We start from the raw sequence: 16382 nt of genomic DNA, 5'->3' as shown, positions 1-16382 counted from the left end.
TGAGATGGAAAATCACAATGGGCGGGCGCTCCACGCCATGGAGTGGCGTGGAGCGGCTAGTAACCGGAGGGATTCAGCGTTGCAGCGAGGCTGCCCAGGCACTGGGTGCTGCTGCCAGGCTGCAGGTAGGGCATGAGAATCGGCGCCATGCCCTTGAGCACCTGCACCGGCAAGGCCGAGGTGAATTTGAAGCCCTGGGCCGAAGCCCCTGGCACGTAGGCTGTGAGGGTGCCGAAGTGGTGATCGCCGATGTAGAACACGAAGGTTGCGGTGCGGTTGATGGACTTGGAGCTCAGCACCCGGCCGCCGGCACCAGTGGCCTCGATGCGGTTGTCGCCAGTACCGGTCTTGCCGCCCATGGCCAGTGGCGTGCCGTCCGCCAGTTTGAAACTGCCGGATACCCGTTTCGCGGTACCGGCATCCACCACCTGTGACAGGGCCCCGCGCAGCGCCGTGGCGACCTCCGAAGGCATCACGCGCTTGCCCTTGCCAGGGTCGTTGCTCAGGCGGGTTTCGTAAGGCGTGCCGGCGGCAAAGTGCAGGCTGTCGATACGCAGGGACGGCAGGCGCACGCCGTCGTTGAGGATGGTGCCCACCAGTTCGGCGAGCGCCGCCGGACGATCGCCGGAGCTGCCGATGGCGGTGGCCAGGGAGGGCACCAGGTGGTCGAACGGGTAACCGACGCTCTGCCAGCGCTGGTGAATATCCAGGAACGCTTCGACTTCCAGCATGGTGCGGATGCGACTGTCCCGGGCGCTGCGATGGCGACTCTTGAACAGCCAGCTGTAGACCTCCTGGCGTTCGAATTCACTGGCCTTGACGATCTGGCTGAAGGTCGCGTCGGGGTTGTTCATCAGGTAGCCCAGCAGCCACAGGTCCAGGGGATGGACCTTGGCGATGTAGCCCTGGTCCGGCAGGTCATAGGCTCCCGGGCCATAGCCGGCATAGAGCTTGTCCAGGCGCTCGTCGGTGAGTTTCTCGGCGGTCTTGGCGTTTTTCATATGGGCCCGGACAAAGCGATTGAAACTGTCCTGGCTGGCGTCCGGCAGCAGGTAGCGGTGCACGGCAGCCAGGCGGATCGCCGTGGGGTGCATGCCGTCGAGAAAGGTGTCCAGGCGTGCCTGGGTGTCCTTGTTGCGGTACTTCTTCCAGAACCGCAGCAGGAACGAGGTGCCTTCGTGGTCGGCGAAGCGTGCCAGGTATTCCTGGCGCCGCGGGTTGGCGTCGTCCTTGAGCAACTCGGCACTGCTGCTGTCGCCGCCGTAGGTGCTGTAGCGCACCAGGTCACGCATCAAGCGAATGAACGGCAGGTTGATGGATTCGCGCAGGGCATCGCGCAGGGTCGGGCTGCGGCCGTTGTCCTCTTTGCGGAAGTTGTTGAAGTGATGCAACCCGCCGCCGGTGAAGAAGGCTTCGCCGGGGCTGGCGGAGTAGGTGCGGTCCAGGGCCGCGTCGAGCATCTTCGGCAAGCTGCGGTCGCTGTTCTGCATCAGGTAGTCGAGGGCCCAGCGGCTCAGTCGGTCCTGGTCGTTGACCACAAACTTCTTCAGCTCGGCCGGAGTTTTCCCAGCGTGCTTGTCGTGCAACTCGGCAATGATCTGCAGGTAGGTGGTCAGCACCCGCAGCTTGGCGGTGGAGCCCAATTCCAGCTTGCTGCCTTCGTTGATGTCGAAAGGCTGGTCGGTGCTGTCGGTCTGCACCCGCACCCGCGAGCCGTCGGGGGTGAGTTCGAACAGGGTGAAGCTGTAGCGCACTTGCGTGGTGCTGGTGGGGGTCAGCAGGCGCTCGCCGAGCACACCGATCTGCGCGGCGAAAGCCGGGTCGGCGAGGTGCTTGAGGTACTCGGTGGCCTGGCGCTGCAGGTCGCTCTGCAAGGTGCTGGTGGCCGACAGGTCAAGGCGGTCCAGGTCGTACAAGGGGCGGTTGAGCAGCGCTGCCAAACGGCGGCGGGCCACGCTGATGCCCTTGTTTGTTTCGATCGGCTGGATCGTCGGCTGCTGCTGCCAGTCGCGGTAGCTGACCTTGCTGGCCAGGGCCGCGGCGGTCAGGGCGGGATCGATGACATTGTTCTGCGCCAGCAGGCGGATATGGCTGTCGGTGAGGTCCGCCAGCTCGGCGTGCCTCTTGACCAGATAATAGGAAGGGCGGCGTTGCGCGATCATCAGCGACAGCACCTGGCGCAGGGCCAGGCCGCGCTGGGCCAGGCTCCTGGCATCGGTGGCGTTGCTGGACAGGGCCTGGTTGACCTGATCGAAATCGGCGCCGTACCAGACCCGCAGGCCCTCGGCCATGCCATGTACCTCGCCGTGCCCCGGAACTGCCGACAGCGGCACGCTGTTGAGGTAATCGCGGACGATCCGGCGCCGGGCCTCCAGGGTTTGCGGGCCATCCTGATAGGCGCGCACGCTGGCGGAAATCATCTGGCGGATCTTTTCGCCGCCGGACACCGTCAAGCCATCGGGGGAGTGGCGGTATTTTTCCAGCTGGGTGGCCAGGGTGCTGCCGCCGGCGGTCTGCCCGGGTAGGTGCAGAAGCTTGGCCACCTGGGACCAGGCGGCCTTGGCGAAGCGCGGCCAGTCCACCGCCGGGTTGGCCTGGGCCAGCTTGGGGTCCAGCAGATCGCGGTTCTCGATGAACAGCAGGCTGTGCACCATCAGGGGCGGAATATGGTTGAAGCTGGCATACAGCTGTTGTGGGTAATTGAATTGATACAGGGGCGCGGCGCGGCAATCGGTGATGAACAGGCCGGCCTGGATTTTCTCGGTATAGGGCACGAAAAAACCGTTTTTGCTGTAGTCCATCAATGCCGGGGAAAACCGAGTCTGAGCGTCGATCAGGTAGCCGCGCTTGAGCAGACGCGGCAGGAACTCGCCCAGGGCGCTATAGCCCAGACGCCGGTCGAAGGGGCCGGCGCCGGGATAGAGTATGGCGTCGCTGGGGCCTGGTTGCAGGGAATAGCTCAAGTCTTGAGCCAGCTTGCTGAACTCCCGCGCCTGGAGCTTGGAGGTACGCATTTCCCGGCTGGCGGCGACACCCAGGGCGATCAGCGTGATCAGCAGTAGCAGCCAGAACAGGCGCCAGGCATAACGGCGGGACCTGGGTTTTTTGGGTAAAGGCGCTTCGTCCTCGCTGTGGTTTGGCACTGCGTTTTTACGCGAATCGGTCTGCCACAGAGCGCCCATAGTCGATTGATCCATTCACGCAGATTGATCGGACTTGTCTGAAGCTTAGTCGGTGGTAGCCGCGGCAGAAGAAATTGTGAAAGCAATGGGTCCTGGAACCGGGCCGCGGCCCCGGGGCTGATCAGGAACCGGTGGGAAAGGGCTGTGATAGAGCCTTCTTCCAGGTAAATACGCCCTAGGTAGGGGCATGACGATGCACCAGGGCTGTGCAATACTCCGGGCCCTTTCCGAGTGAGGTTTAAGGGCAAAAAGCAGGTAATGCTTCTCCGCGAAAGCGGTATTTGCCGAGATTTCTCTCTGAATTTAGCTACTTATAGAGTGAAAAGCCCTGTCGGGAGCTTTTTATACTGCGCACCCCGCTGATCTGGCAGGTCTTGTCCTACAGACGCGCCGCCCCACAAGGCCGGTACGGTTGAGCAAGCTGCGGCTATCCGCCACGGCTTCGCAGACTCGGTGGTTCATATCCAATAACAAAATGAGGTTGTATCTCTATGTCAGTTGGCAACCAACTGCCCCACGGCGAGACCGCTCAGGGCGGCCCGCTGAAACGCGAACTGGGCGAACGGCATATTCGCTTGATGGCCCTGGGTGCCTGTATCGGCGTCGGCCTGTTCCTGGGCTCGGCCAAGGCCATCGAAATGGCCGGTCCGGCCATCATGCTGTCCTACATTATCGGCGGCCTGGCGATCCTGGTGATCATGCGCGCCCTCGGCGAGATGGCGGTGCATAACCCGGTCGCCGGTTCCTTCAGCCGTTACGCACAAGACTACCTGGGTCCGTTGGCGGGTTTTCTGACCGGCTGGAACTACTGGTTCCTGTGGCTGGTGACCTGTGTCGCGGAGATCACGGCGGTGGCGGTGTACATGGGCATCTGGTTCCCCGATGTGCCGCGCTGGATCTGGGCCCTGGCGGCCCTGGTGAGCATGGGGTCGATCAACCTGATCGCGGTCAAGGCCTTCGGTGAGTTCGAGTTCTGGTTCGCCCTGATCAAGATCGTCACCATCATCGCCATGGTGATCGGCGGCGTTGGCATCATTGCCTTCGGCTTCGGCAACGACGGCGTGGCGCTGGGCATCTCCAACCTGTGGACCCATGGCGGCTTCATGCCCAATGGCGTGACCGGCGTGCTGATGTCGCTGCAGATGGTGATGTTCGCCTACCTGGGCGTAGAGATGATCGGCCTCACCGCCGGTGAAGCGCGCAACCCGCAGAAGACCATTCCCAACGCCATCGGCTCGGTGTTCTGGCGCATCCTGCTGTTCTACGTGGGCGCGCTGTTCGTGATCCTGTCGATCTACCCGTGGAATGAGATCGGCACCCAGGGCAGCCCGTTCGTGATGACCTTCGAGCGTCTGGGCATCAAGACCGCCGCCGGCATCATCAACTTCGTGGTGATCACTGCTGCGCTGTCGTCCTGCAACGGCGGCATCTTCAGCACCGGGCGCATGCTCTACAGCCTGGCGCAGAACGGCCAGGCCCCGGCCGGCTTCGCCAAGACCTCGAACAACGGCGTGCCGCGTCGCGCGCTGCTGCTGTCGATCTTCGCCCTGCTGCTGGGGGTACTGATGAACTATCTGGTGCCGGAGAAAGTGTTCGTCTGGGTGACCTCGATCGCCACCTTCGGGGCGATCTGGACCTGGGTGATGATCCTGCTGGCCCAGCTCAAGTTCCGCAAGGGCCTGAGCCCGAGCGAACGGGCTGCGCTGAAATACCGCATGTGGCTGTACCCGGTCAGTTCCTACTTCGCCCTGGCGTTCCTGGTACTGGTGGTGGGGCTGATGGCCTACTTCCCGGACACTCGCGTGGCGTTGTATGTCGGCCCGGCGTTCCTGGTGCTGCTGACGGTGCTGTTCTACCTGTTCAAGCTGCAACCGACCAATGTCCAGCAAGGGGCGGTGCGTTCGGCGTCGTGATCCCTCGCTCGGCAAGCTCTTGCCTTGAGCATCCCGGGCCAACGGCCTGAACAGAAGAATCCGGCGTCCCGCCAGGGCCGCCGGATTTTTTTTGTCGCGGTTCAGCCTCCCAGTGTGCCGCTGGTATCGGCATCGAAAACCGCCTTGGCTTGTTGGGCCAAGGGGCTCAGCAGGCTCAACAGCGTCGCAGCGTCATAGAGCTGGTGGGCTGCCAGGTTCGCCGGGGTGGGGTCGATGGGAATCAGCACTTCGGCATCGGCTGCGTGCAGCCAGATCGCCGTCACCTGCAACGCCGGAATGAACAGCAACCTCAATTCGCAGGATTTCCCCTGCAGCAGGGGTGCCTGTTCCGCCAGGTTCAGGGCACTGATGGTGGACGCCGCCAGAACGCCGTGATTGAGCGCCGCGAACTCGACCTTGCCGGCCACTTCCGTCAGTTGCGCGTCGGCGATGGATACACCGCCGGCGAACACCAGGTAATGCCAGTCCCCCGTCGTGGCCTGGTCCAGGCCCTTGCCGTTGGCCAGGTCCTCCAGGCCGAGGGCGTAGCCGCGAAATGCCTGGGACAGGCTCAGGGTGCCGGCATTGGCAAAGGCGCGGTTGACGCCGAAACCCTGGGTGCGCAGGGCTGCCTGCAGTGCCGGGTGCAAGGTCTGGACGCCGTGGGTGGGCGCCTTGGGGTAAGTCAGTTGCATGACGCCTCCTAGTTTTTCCGGGTGAAGTAGGTGTGGGTCCAATTGCCGCCGCCGTTGTAGGAACCGGGGAAGCTGTTAAGGGCACGGGTCGAGTAACCGAAGATGGAGTCGGCGACCAGGATGGAGCTGCCGTCGGTGCCGTAGATCGTCAGGAAATGCGCGCCGCCGCCATACCAGGCGCAACGCAGGCCGACGGGACGGCCCATGCCGAGCTGGTTTTCGATGGCCGGCATCTGCATCCGGTTTTCCCGCATCCCGCCATAACTGCGGGTGGTTCTGAGGGCCGAGTCCAGGTAGCCGTAGACGTTGCACGGTCCGGGCTGGCTGCAGCAGGAGTTGCGGCCCAATTCGGCATTGGCCACCCCGCACTGGGTCCAGGAGCCGGTGCCGTAGTAGTTGCCGACCGATGCCGACAGTGCCGCCCAGCACCAGTTGCTCTGGGTTTGCGGCTGCACGCTGAAATTGAGTCGGGCGCCGGCCTGGGGGGCCGCCTCGGCGCGTGGGTCGATTTCAGCCAGTTGCGGATCGATCAGCGTACCGGCCAGGCATTGGGGCAGGGCCTGCGGGTTGCCGGTGGGGGTCAAGGTCGTGCTTAACATGTTCATCCTCCGTGAGTGAAAACCAGCCTCCGGCTGGTGTCGCTGTGGCATCTGGGCTACAGCAAGTTGCCGGACCCGGCGCTGGGTGATGCGCGGCGCCAGCCTCGATGGCGTGCGCTGGCCGGGTCTGCAAGCAACCTTAGATGAGGTATGCGTCAATGCAATTTAATTATGCGTTTATGCATTGTGGCGGGCGTGAATGTCCCTGATAAGGGGGGCGTCCACAGTCGGGCCCGGTCCGGGTTGTGACCCCTTGTCGAGTGCCGAGTGAGGCTAGACGTCGATGATCACCAGGGTGCCGTGGCTGCCGGGCAGTACGCTATGGGCCTGGCCGGCTTGCACCCGGTACATCTGGCCGGCCAGCACTTCGACAGTGGCCTGGCCAATGCCCAAGCGCAGGCAGCCCTGGGTCACCAGCAGGCCTTCGTTGTAGTCGTGGATTTCTTCCGGGTAGGGCGCCTGGTCCATGCGCAGGACCTTGATACGGGCCGCGCCGACCTGGCCCACCAGCGAGGATTGCCAGGGACCGGGCAGTTGCTGGGACAGTTGCTCGAAGGACAGCAAGGGCATGGTGGAACTCCGAAAGGTCAGTGGTGGTTCGCTCTGCTTTCGGTGGTCCGGTCAAGCATCGGGAGGATGTCGGCTTCTAGAATTCGTCCATCAGCAGTACGCGGCATTCGCGGGCTTGGAAGGCGTTGATCTGTGGTACCAGGCGGGTGAAGTGTTCGGTGTTGCAATGAGCGTCGAGGGCGGCGCGGTCCGGCCACTGTTCGACGAAGATGAAGTGCCCGGGGTCTTTCTGATCGACGAACAGATCGTAGGCGATGCACAGCGGCTCCTGGCGGGTTTTTTCCACCAGTTCGGCGTACCACGGGCGCACGGTTTCCAGGTGTTCGGGCTTGATGAAGTCTTCAGCGATAACCTTGAGCATTCCAATCTTCCTTGTGAGTCGCCAGGCTCCCCAGGTAGCCGGGGAGGCCTGGACAGGCGTGCTTAAGCGGCGGCTTGGGTATTGGGTTCGAAGCTGTCGGCCCGGGCCAGTTGCCACATGCGCGAGTAGAACTCGCCGTTGACTTCGCCGGTGAGCAATTCGCCGGGCTTGAGGAACACATGCAGTTGGGAGAACAGCTTGATCTCGGTGGCCGACATGCGTCGCACCAGGTGCTTGGCTTCCAGTTGCGACGGGTGCTGCAGGCCGGCGGCGGCCAGCATCTCGGCCAGGGCCTTGAGGGTGTTGCGGTGGAAGCTGTACACCCGCTGGGCCTTGTCCGGCACCACCAGGGCACGCTGGCGCAGGTTGTCCTGGGTGGCGACACCGGTGGGACATTTGTTGGTGTGGCAGCTTTGTGACTGGATGCAGCCGATGGCGAACATGAAGCCCCGGGCCGAGTTGGCCCAGTCGGCGCCGATGGCCAGGACGCTGGCGATGTCGAAGGCACTGACGATCTTGCCGCTGGCACCGAGCTTGATCTTGTCCCGCAGGTTCAGGCCCACCAGGGTGTTGTGGACGAACAGCAGGCCTTCGCGCATGGGCGCGCCGATGTGGTCGGTGAACTCCACGGGGGCTGCGCCGGTGCCGCCTTCCTTGCCGTCGACCACGATGAAATCCGGGAGGATGCCGGTTTCCAGCATGGCCTTGGCAATGCCCATGAATTCCCACGGGTGGCCCAGGCAGAACTTGAAGCCCACCGGCTTGCCGCCGGACAGCTCACGCAGTTGCTGGATGAAATGCATCATTTCGATCGGGGTGGAAAATGCACTGTGGCTCGACGGCGAAATGCAGTCCTCGCCCATGCGGATGCCGCGGGTGTCGGCAATTTCCTGGGTCACCTTGTGCTTGGGCAGGATGCCGCCATGGCCCGGCTTGGCGCCCTGGCTCATCTTGATCTCGATCATCCGCACTTGCGGGTTCTGCGCCTGGGTGGCGAAGCGCTCGGGGTCGAAGCGGCCGTCGGCGGTGCGGCAGCCAAAGTAGCCACTGCCCAGTTCCCAGGTCAGGTCGCCGCCGTGTTCACGGTGATAGGGGCTGATGCTGCCTTCACCAGTGTCGTGGGCAAAGTTGCCGAGCTTGGCACCCCGGTTCAGGGCACGGATGGCGTTGGCACTCAGGGAGCCGAAGCTCATCGCCGAGATGTTGAATACCGAGGCCGAATAGGGCTGGGTGCATTGCGGGCCGCCGACGGTGACCCGAAAGCTGCTGGGGTCGCTCAAGGGCGCCGGGCGCATGGAGTGGCCGATGAACTCGAAGCCCGACTGGTAGACATCGATCAGGGTGCCGAAGGGTTTGTCGGCGCTTTCATTCTTGGCCCGCGAGTACACCAGGGAGCGCTGGGCGCGGGAAAAGGGCAGGGCGTCGCTGTCGGATTCCAGCAGGTATTGGCGGATCTCCGGACGTATGCCTTCCACCAGGTAGCGGATGTTGCCCAGGATCGGGTAGTTGCGGCGTACCGCGTGGGGACTTTGCAGCAGATCGAAGATCCCCAGCAGGCTCAGCAGGCCGGTGACCAGGGTGAATGGCCAGAGCCAGTCGTGTTCGAGAAAGGGCAGGCTGGCGAGGGTGAATATCACGCAGGCAGCAAAGAAGGCGTAGCGGCTCAGAAGTGACAGGCTCATACGGTTTCCTTGGTTCGGACTCATCAGGTCAATCAGGCACCGGGTGCCTTGATAACGGGTAATCGACAGCGACACCGAACGGCTGAGACGGTGGGCTGCACAGGCATTTCTTATAGGAATTCACGGCTGTGTCAGAGCGTTGCAGCCCAGCATACTGGCCCGCTGGGGCCTTACGGGCAAGCCTGAATCGGGGGATCGAGGCAGGACTTAGACCATTGTTGCAGAATCTTATTGCGATAAGTTCTCGTTTAAACAGGGTTTTATTGTTACTGTATAACACTGTTTTTCACCCCAGCCGCTGGAGACTCCGATGAAACCCAACATTCACCCTGACTACCGCCCCGTGCTGTTTCACGATACTGCCGCCGACGTGTTTTTCCTCATTGGCTCTACCGTCGATACCGACCGCACCTATCAGCACAGTGATGGCCAGACCTATCCGTACGTAACCCTGGATGTGTCCAGCGCTTCGCACCCGGTGTACACCGGCCAGCAACGCAAGACCCAGTCCGAAGGCCGTATCGCTGGCTTCAACAAACGTTTTGCCTCCTTCGGTTCCAGCGGTAAAGCCGCTGCCAAGTGAGGTCATTGGCCTCCATTCTCGCCGCCGTCCGTTGGTGCTCTTCCAGCGGACGGATGGTATTAAAAAGCCATCATTCCCCTCGGAAATGCTTCTACGCTTGAATCAGGCAACAAGGATCAGTGTTGCCAGTGAAAAGAATGAAGGACATGTGCATCGATGTTGACCCGAGGTGTCTCATGGGTGAGCTGAACGTTGCCACAGTCACACGCCAGTCCGAGGTTCTGTTGGTAGACAGCCAGGACGCGATCCTGCAACGCCTGCACCAACTGCTCAGTGCCCATTCCTACGTGCTGCACCTTGCCCACGACGCCAGCGAAGCCCTGAAGGTCATGGCCACCCGGGAGGTGGACCTGGTCATCAGCGCCGCCCATCTGCCGCAGATGGATGGCCCGTCCCTGCTGGCGCGCATTCATCAGCACTATCCGGACACTACGCGCATCCTGCTGACCGGTGACCCGGACCTGAAACTGATCGCCAAGGCGATCAATGAAGGGGAAATCTACCGTTACCTGAGCAAGCCCTGGGATGACCAGGAACTGCTGCTGGCCCTGCGCCAGGCCCTGGAGCACCAGCATTCCGAACGTGAGCGCCAGCGCCTGGAAGCTCTGACCCAAGAGCAGAACGCTGAGCTCAAGGCCCTCAATGCCCTGCTGGAAAAACGCGTCGCATCGCGCACCGCGGAGCTGCAACAAACCGCCGACATGCTGGACCTGGCCTATGAGGAGCTCAAGCACAGCTATGCCACGGGCGCCGAGCTGTTCTCGCTGCTGGTGAACCAGCGTCTGCCGAGCGACAAGCAGACTAACCGCCGGATCATCGATTTGGTGCGTGCCTACTGCAAGATCCACGGCATCGACGCCGTGGCGCAGCGCGACCTGGCCATGGCCGCGGCCCTGCACAACATCGGCAAGCTGAGCTGGAGCGACAGCATGATGGTCACTCCGGCCGATTGGTTGCACCACCATGAGCGTGAACGCTATCGGGCCTATCCGGCGCAAAGCGAATCGCTGCTGATGACCCTGGAACCGGTGCAGGATGCGGCGCGCCTGATCCGCCATCACCAGGAACACTGGGATGGCAGCGGCTTTCCCGATCACCTCAAGGGCGAGGCGATTCCCCTGGGCTCGCGGTTGCTCAAGCTGGCGGTGGATTTTATCGAACTGCAGTGCGGGCTGATTCTCGAACGGCACATGAACAGCGACGAGGCCCTGGTGTTCATCCGTAAATACGCCGGCCGGCTGTACGACCCCGAGTTGGTGGAGGGGTTTATCCAAGTGTGTTCTGTGTACCTCAGCGATGTGACCCTGGGCGACCCTTCGGTCAAGGTCCTGGGCACCCGGGAGCTGGCGGCGGGCATGCTGCTGGCGCGCAACCTGAATGCTGACAACGGCATGCTTCTGCTCAACGCCGGCAAGGTGCTGAGCCAGCCTCTGGTGGACAAACTGATCGCCTTTGAAACCATGGAAGGCGCCCGTTACAGCGTGTTCGTCAAGCTGGCGCGAGAGCCGCAGTCGGGCACCTGAGAAACGCCCTGGAACGACGGGAAATATACCGCTGGCGGATGACGACCCGCTGCCGGGCATGTGATCCTTGCGCCTTCGTTCTCAAGGTGTCCAGGTCCCCATGTCGCTGCCCTCCGCCGTTGCACCCTCCGTCATTCGTATCGCCGCCGCCCTGTTGCTGGGGGCCGATGGCCAGACCCTGCTGGTGCGCAAACGCGGCACCCAGGCCTTCATGCAGCCTGGCGGCAAGATCGAAGCCGGCGAGCCGCCGGTGCTGGCCCTGGTCCGAGAGTTGGAAGAGGAACTCGGCCTGCGCATCGATCCGAGCCAGGCCTGCTATCTGCAACAGTTTTGCGCACCGGCCGCCAACGAGCCCGGCCATGTGGTGCAGGCGGAGGTCTTTCTTGTTCGCATCGACATTGCGGTGACTCCGGCGGCGGAGATCGAGGAGGTGCGCTGGATCGATCCGGCCAGCGATGGTGGTTTGTTTCTGGCGCCGTTGACACGGGATCTGATCTTGCCGTTTTATCGTCAGGCCCAGGCGAGCCTCGCCTGACCTCCCGTTGCCAAGGACTGCCATGATCCCACTTCACGACTACCTGATTTTCGCCGCGGCCTCGTTGCTGATGGTGCTGACCCCAGGCCCGAACATGATCTACCTGATTTCCCGTTCGATCTGCCAGGGGCGCAAGGCCGGGGTGACGTCGTTATTGGGCGTCGTGATGGGCTTTTTCGTCCACCTGTTTGCCGCTGCACTGGGCCTGACCGCGATCTTCATGGCGGTGCCCATGGCCTATGAAGTGCTCAAGTGGGCCGGTGCCCTGTATCTGCTGTGGCTGGCCTGGCAGGCGCTCAAGCCTGGCGCGCGATCGCCGTTCGAAGCCCAGCAGTTGCCGCTGGACTCGCCCCGCAAGCTGGTGATCATGGGGTTTCTGACCAGCGCCCTGAACCCCAAGATCGCGGTGTTCTACCTGTCGATCTTTCCGCAGTTCATTCATCCCGAGCACGGATCGGTGTTTTCCCAGAGCCTCATTCTCGGCCTGACCCAGATCAGCGTGAGTTTTTCGGTGAACCTGCTGATTGCCCTGTTCGCCGCAGGCATTGCCTCCTGGTTCGCCAGTAACCCCACCTGGCTTTCGGTCCAGCGTTACTTCATGGGGTTCGTGCTGGCGGGGCTGGCGGTGCGCTTGATGTTCGAACAACGCCGTACCAACTGAACATGACGGACTGACGATCCCGCATGAACCTGCAGATCCGACACCTGACTCCTGACGATGCCGCGCAATACCGGGCCTTGATGCTCGAAGCCTATGAGCGCCATCCCCAGGCGTTCACTTCCAGTGTCCGGGAGCGCGAGAAGCTGCCCCTGGCCTGGTGGGGTGCCCGTCTGGATGGGGAGCTGGACCTGATGCTGGGAGCCTTTGACCGAGGGCGGCTGGCGGGGATCGTCGGCCTGGCCTTCGAGCTGCGGGAAAAGGCCCGGCACAAGGCGACCCTGTTCGGCCTTTACGTCACGGCCGAGCAACGCGGCAGCGGCCTGGGTCGACAGCTGGTGCAGCATCTACTGGCCGAGGCGGTGGGGTACGAAGGCCTGCGCCTGGTGCAACTGACGGTGACGGCGGGCAATGACGCAGCGCTGTCCGTGTACCAGCGCTGCGGCTTTGTCCAGTTCGGGCTAGAACCCCAGGCGGTGTGCGTGGGGGAGGACTATCTCGACAAGATCCACATGTGGCGCGAAGTGCCACGCTGATCCTGCTCGCTGGCCTGCCGGCGCCGCATGAGGGTGGCGCTCAGCGTACAGCGCTGACGCCGTCCAGGGTCGAGAACGAGGTGTCCTTGGCGGTCAGCAGGAAGTCACGCATGTAGGGCGCGTCCAGCATGTCGGCGCGAATCGCTGCGTACAGGGTGGCGAACAGTCCCTTTTCACCCAGCCGCTTGGCCTTCACATAACCCCGTGAGCTGTATTCATGCAGGGCCCAATGAGGCATGCCGCACACCCCGCGGCCGCTGGCCACCAGCTGCATCATCATCACCGTCAGTTCCGAGGTGCGGACCTGCGCCGGTTCGATGTCCGCCGGTTCCAGGAAGCGGGTGAAGATGTCCAGACGATCCCGCTCCACCGGATAGGTGATCAGGGTTTCGTTCAGCAGATCTTCCGGGACTATGTAGGGCTTGCTTGCCAGGGGGTGCTGGTTGGCCACCGCAAGCATGGCTTCGTAGGTGAACAGCGGCACATAGGTGATGCCGGCCAGTTCCAGGGGATCGGAAGTCACCACCAGGTCCAGGTCACCCCGGGCCAGCGCTGGCAGCGGTGCAAAGGAGAAGCCCGAGGCCAGGTCCAGTTCCACTTCCGGCCAGGCGTCGCGGAACTGGTCGATGGTGGGCATCAGCCACTGGAAGCAGCTATGGCACTCGATGGCCATGTGCAAGCGGCCGGCGGTGCCGCCGGCCAGGCGGGCAATGTCCCGTTCGGCGCCGCGCAGCAGCGGCAGGGTGGCATCGGCCAGTTGCAGCAGGCGCAGGCCAGCGCTGGTGAAGCGCACCGGCTTGGTCTTGCGCACGAACAGCGGCATGCCCAGGCGCTCTTCAAGTTCCTTGAACTGGTGGGACAGGGCGGACTGGGTCAGGTGCAGGCGTTCGGCGGCTTCAACCAGGCTGTCGGCTTCGCGCAGGGCGTGCAGGGTCTTCAGGTGACGGATTTCGAGCACCAGGATCTCCATGAGTAAATTTTGTGATCAACACGAAAAGGTTGAGTTTGTCTCATGTTGCCCGAGCTGTCGACAATAGCGCCATCTTTGACAAGGAGGCGCTTTCCCATGGCACTGGCCCACACCCTCGGTTTTCCCCGCATCGGCGCTGACCGCGAACTGAAAAAAGCCCTCGAAGCCTACTGGAAGGGCGACCTCGATCAGGCTGCATTGCAAGAGGTCGGTCGCGAGCTGCGGGCTCGGCACTGGCAAGTGCAAAAAGACGCCGGCATCGACCTGCTGCCAGTGGGCGACTTTGCCTGGTACGACCAAGTGCTCGGTCACTCCCTGACCTTCGGGGTGATTCCCGAGCGTTTCGACGGTCTTCGCGATGCCCAGGGCCGTCCGACCCTGGACACTCTGTTCGCCATGGCCCGTGGCGCCAATGCTGGCTGCTGCGGTGAGCAGGGCCAGGCGCAATACGCCCAGGAACTGACCAAGTGGTTCGACACCAACTACCACTACCTGGTCCCCGAGTTCAGCGTCGACCAGCCGTTCCAGCTGAGCTGGGAGCAACTGTTCGACGAAGTCGAGCAAGCCCATGCCCTGGGTCATCAGGTCAAGCCGGTGATCATCGGCCCCTTGACCTACCTGTGGCTGGGCAAGGCCAAGGGCAATGGATTCAATAAGCTCGACCTGCTGGAGCGCCTGTTGCCGCTGTACGGCGAGATCCTCAACCGGCTCAAGGCCCAGGGCGTGGAGTGGGTGCAGATCGACGAGCCGATCCTGACCCTTGACCTGCCCCAGGAGTGGAAGAGCGCCTTCGAGCGGGCCTACCACATCCTCCAGTACTCGCCGCTGAAAAAACTGGTGGCCACTTACTTCAGCGGTTTGGAAGACAACCTCGGCCTGGCGGTGGGCCTGCCGGTGGACGGCTTGCACATCGATGCGGTGCGGGCGCCGGAACAACTGGGCCAGGTCCTGGACCGGCTGCCGACCTACAAGATTCTTTCCGTGGGCCTGGTCAATGGGCGTAACGTCTGGCGCTGCGAACTGGAACAGGCCCTGCAGCAGTTGCAGGTGGCCCAGGAGCGTTTCGGCGACAACCTTTGGGTCAGCAGCTCCTGCTCCCTGCTGCACAGCCCGGTGGACCTGTCCCGGGAAGACCAGCTGGATGCCGAACTGAAAAGCTGGCTGGCCTTTGCCGTGCAGAAGTGCGGCGAGATTTCGGTCCTGCGTGATGCCCTGAACGATCCCCAGGCCCCGGCGGTGCAAGCGGCCCTGGCGCAAAGCCGGAAGGTCCAGGCCAGTCGTGCCCAGTCCCCGCGGATTCACAAGGCCCAGGTCCAGGCCCGGATCAAGGCCATCAGCGCCGCCGACAGTCAGCGTCAGTCGCCCTTTGCCCAACGTATCGAACAGCAGCGAGCGCGCCTGCAATTGCCGGTCTTTCCCACCACCACCATCGGCTCTTTCCCGCAGACTGCATCGATCCGCCTGGCGCGCCAGGCCTACCGGCAGGGCAAGCTGTCGCTCAACGACTACACCGATGCCATGCACAGCGAGATCCGCCACGCAGTGCAGATCCAGGAGAGCCTTGGCCTGGACGTGCTGGTCCACGGTGAAGCCGAGCGCAACGACATGGTGGAGTACTTTGCCGAGCAACTCGACGGCTACCTGTTCACCCGCTTCGGCTGGGTCCAGAGCTACGGCTCGCGCTGCGTCAAGCCGGCCATCATCTACGGCGACCTGAGCCGGCCCCGGGCCATGACCGTGGACTGGATCCAGTACGCCCAGAGCCTCACCGACAAGGTCATGAAAGGCATGCTCACTGGCCCTGTGACCATGCTCATGTGGTCTTTCCCCCGGGAAGACGTATCGCGCAAGGTCCAGGCCCAGCAACTGGCGCTGGCCCTGCGCGATGAAGTGCAGGACCTGGAACAGGCCGGGATCAAGATCGTGCAGATCGACGAGGCGGCGTTCCGCGAAGGCCTGCCCCTGCGCCGCGCGCAATGGCAGGAATACCTGGACTGGGCGGTGCAGGCCTTCCGCCTGAGCGCTTCGGGTGTGCGGGACGAAACCCAGATCCATACCCACATGTGCTACAGCGAGTTCAACGATGTGATCCAGTCGATTGCCGCCATGGATGCCGACGTGATCACCATCGAGACTTCCCGTTCGGACATGGAGTTGCTGCAAGCCTTCGAAGCCTTCGACTACCCCAACGACATCGGCCCGGGGGTGTATGACATCCACTCGCCACGGGTGCCGGACACTGCCGAGATGGTCAAGCTGATGAGCAAGGCGGTCAAACGCATTCCCGCCGAGCGACTGTGGGTCAACCCCGATTGCGGCCTGAAGACCCGCGCCTGGCCGGAAACCGAAGCGGCCCTGGTGAACATGGTGGCCGCGGCCCGCCAGCTGCGCAGCCAGCTGGCCTGAAAGCCGGTAGAAACCTGCTTGCCGACGAAGGCGATCATCAGTTCCACCTCGTCGGCAAGCGAGGCGTCGCCCGAGCGCCCCTAAGCGATGACCGCTGGGCGGGCTTCATCAAACTGTCACGCAACTGTGGCAGCGCGAAACATCGAAGTTCATCAGACTCGCGCTCTAC

Annotated in this window: 14 protein-coding genes; 7 read left to right on the top strand and 7 right to left on the bottom strand. The window is 63.0% G+C overall.

Translation table 11 applies throughout. The features are described 5' to 3' along the window. Nucleotides 1–56 precede the first annotated feature (56 nt). Entirely contained in the window at nucleotides 57–3182 is a 3126-nt protein-coding gene (locus tag DWF74_RS09200; protein ID WP_115580801.1) for a transglycosylase domain-containing protein, read from the bottom strand. 491 nt (nucleotides 3183–3673) lie between these two features. On the opposite strand from DWF74_RS09200, the gene DWF74_RS09195 reads away from it, so the two are divergent. Beyond that, nucleotides 3674–5095, top strand: a complete 1422-nt coding sequence (locus DWF74_RS09195) for an amino acid permease (RefSeq protein WP_102860446.1) — start codon at nucleotides 3674–3676, stop codon at nucleotides 5093–5095. Between the two features lie 101 nt (nucleotides 5096–5196). On the opposite strand, the gene DWF74_RS09190 is transcribed toward DWF74_RS09195, so the two are convergent. The 5 genes from DWF74_RS09190 to DWF74_RS09170 form a co-directional block, all read right to left on the bottom strand. Next, nucleotides 5197–5790: a hypothetical protein gene (locus tag DWF74_RS09190; RefSeq protein WP_102860447.1), complete on the bottom strand. Its 594-nt coding sequence runs from the start codon at nucleotides 5788–5790 to the stop codon at nucleotides 5197–5199. Nucleotides 5791–5798: 8 nt separating this feature from the next. After that, nucleotides 5799–6389 carry a papain-like cysteine protease family protein gene (locus DWF74_RS09185; RefSeq protein ID WP_115580800.1) on the bottom strand — a complete coding sequence of 197 codons (591 nt, stop codon included), beginning with the start codon at nucleotides 6387–6389 and terminating at the stop codon, nucleotides 5799–5801. Between the two features lie 273 nt (nucleotides 6390–6662). Further along, entirely contained in the window at nucleotides 6663–6959 is a 297-nt protein-coding gene (locus tag DWF74_RS09180; protein WP_115580799.1) for a cupin domain-containing protein, read from the bottom strand. Nucleotides 6960–7035: 76 nt separating this feature from the next. Further along, nucleotides 7036–7320 (bottom strand): putative quinol monooxygenase, encoded by a 285-nt coding sequence (locus tag DWF74_RS09175; protein ID WP_102860450.1) that lies wholly within the window; start codon nucleotides 7318–7320, stop codon nucleotides 7036–7038. A gap of 62 nt (nucleotides 7321–7382) precedes the next feature. Continuing rightward, nucleotides 7383–9002 (bottom strand): FMN-binding glutamate synthase family protein, encoded by a 1620-nt coding sequence (locus tag DWF74_RS09170; protein ID WP_115580798.1) that lies wholly within the window; start codon nucleotides 9000–9002, stop codon nucleotides 7383–7385. Nucleotides 9003–9312: 310 nt separating this feature from the next. Between DWF74_RS09170 and DWF74_RS09165 the strand changes: the two genes are divergently transcribed. The 5 genes from DWF74_RS09165 to DWF74_RS09145 all read left to right on the top strand — a co-directional run bounded on the left by DWF74_RS09165 (nucleotide 9313) and on the right by DWF74_RS09145 (nucleotide 12837). After that, nucleotides 9313–9585: a type B 50S ribosomal protein L31 gene (locus DWF74_RS09165; protein WP_102860452.1), complete on the top strand. Its 273-nt coding sequence runs from the start codon at nucleotides 9313–9315 to the stop codon at nucleotides 9583–9585. A gap of 176 nt (nucleotides 9586–9761) precedes the next feature. After that, on the top strand, nucleotides 9762–11108 hold the full coding sequence (locus DWF74_RS09160) for an HD domain-containing phosphohydrolase (RefSeq protein ID WP_115580797.1): 1347 nt from the start codon (nucleotides 9762–9764) through the stop codon (nucleotides 11106–11108). Nucleotides 11109–11208: 100 nt separating this feature from the next. Then, nucleotides 11209–11643 carry an NUDIX hydrolase gene (locus DWF74_RS09155; RefSeq protein WP_102860454.1) on the top strand — a complete coding sequence of 145 codons (435 nt, stop codon included), beginning with the start codon at nucleotides 11209–11211 and terminating at the stop codon, nucleotides 11641–11643. A 22-nt stretch (nucleotides 11644–11665) separates the two neighbouring features. Beyond that, nucleotides 11666–12304 (top strand): LysE family translocator, encoded by a 639-nt coding sequence (locus DWF74_RS09150; protein ID WP_102860455.1) that lies wholly within the window; start codon nucleotides 11666–11668, stop codon nucleotides 12302–12304. A gap of 29 nt (nucleotides 12305–12333) precedes the next feature. Continuing rightward, on the top strand, nucleotides 12334–12837 hold the full coding sequence (locus DWF74_RS09145) for a GNAT family N-acetyltransferase (RefSeq protein WP_115582434.1): 504 nt from the start codon (nucleotides 12334–12336) through the stop codon (nucleotides 12835–12837). A 40-nt stretch (nucleotides 12838–12877) separates the two neighbouring features. Here the strand turns inward: DWF74_RS09145 and metR are convergent, their stop codons facing one another. Then, nucleotides 12878–13795 carry a transcriptional regulator MetR gene (metR, locus tag DWF74_RS09140; protein ID WP_102860993.1) on the bottom strand — a complete coding sequence of 306 codons (918 nt, stop codon included), beginning with the start codon at nucleotides 13793–13795 and terminating at the stop codon, nucleotides 12878–12880. A 108-nt stretch (nucleotides 13796–13903) separates the two neighbouring features. Between metR and metE the strand changes: the two genes are divergently transcribed. Further along, entirely contained in the window at nucleotides 13904–16213 is a 2310-nt protein-coding gene (gene metE / locus DWF74_RS09135; protein WP_115580796.1) for a 5-methyltetrahydropteroyltriglutamate--homocysteine S-methyltransferase, read from the top strand. The last annotated feature ends 169 nt before the right edge of the window (nucleotides 16214–16382 follow it).

The organism is Pseudomonas protegens, from assembly GCF_003363755.1.
GTDB lineage: Bacteria > Pseudomonadota > Gammaproteobacteria > Pseudomonadales > Pseudomonadaceae > Aquipseudomonas > Aquipseudomonas danubii.
Note: the sequence above shows the minus strand (reverse complement) of the source record. Positions and strands in the feature narration are given on the sequence as shown.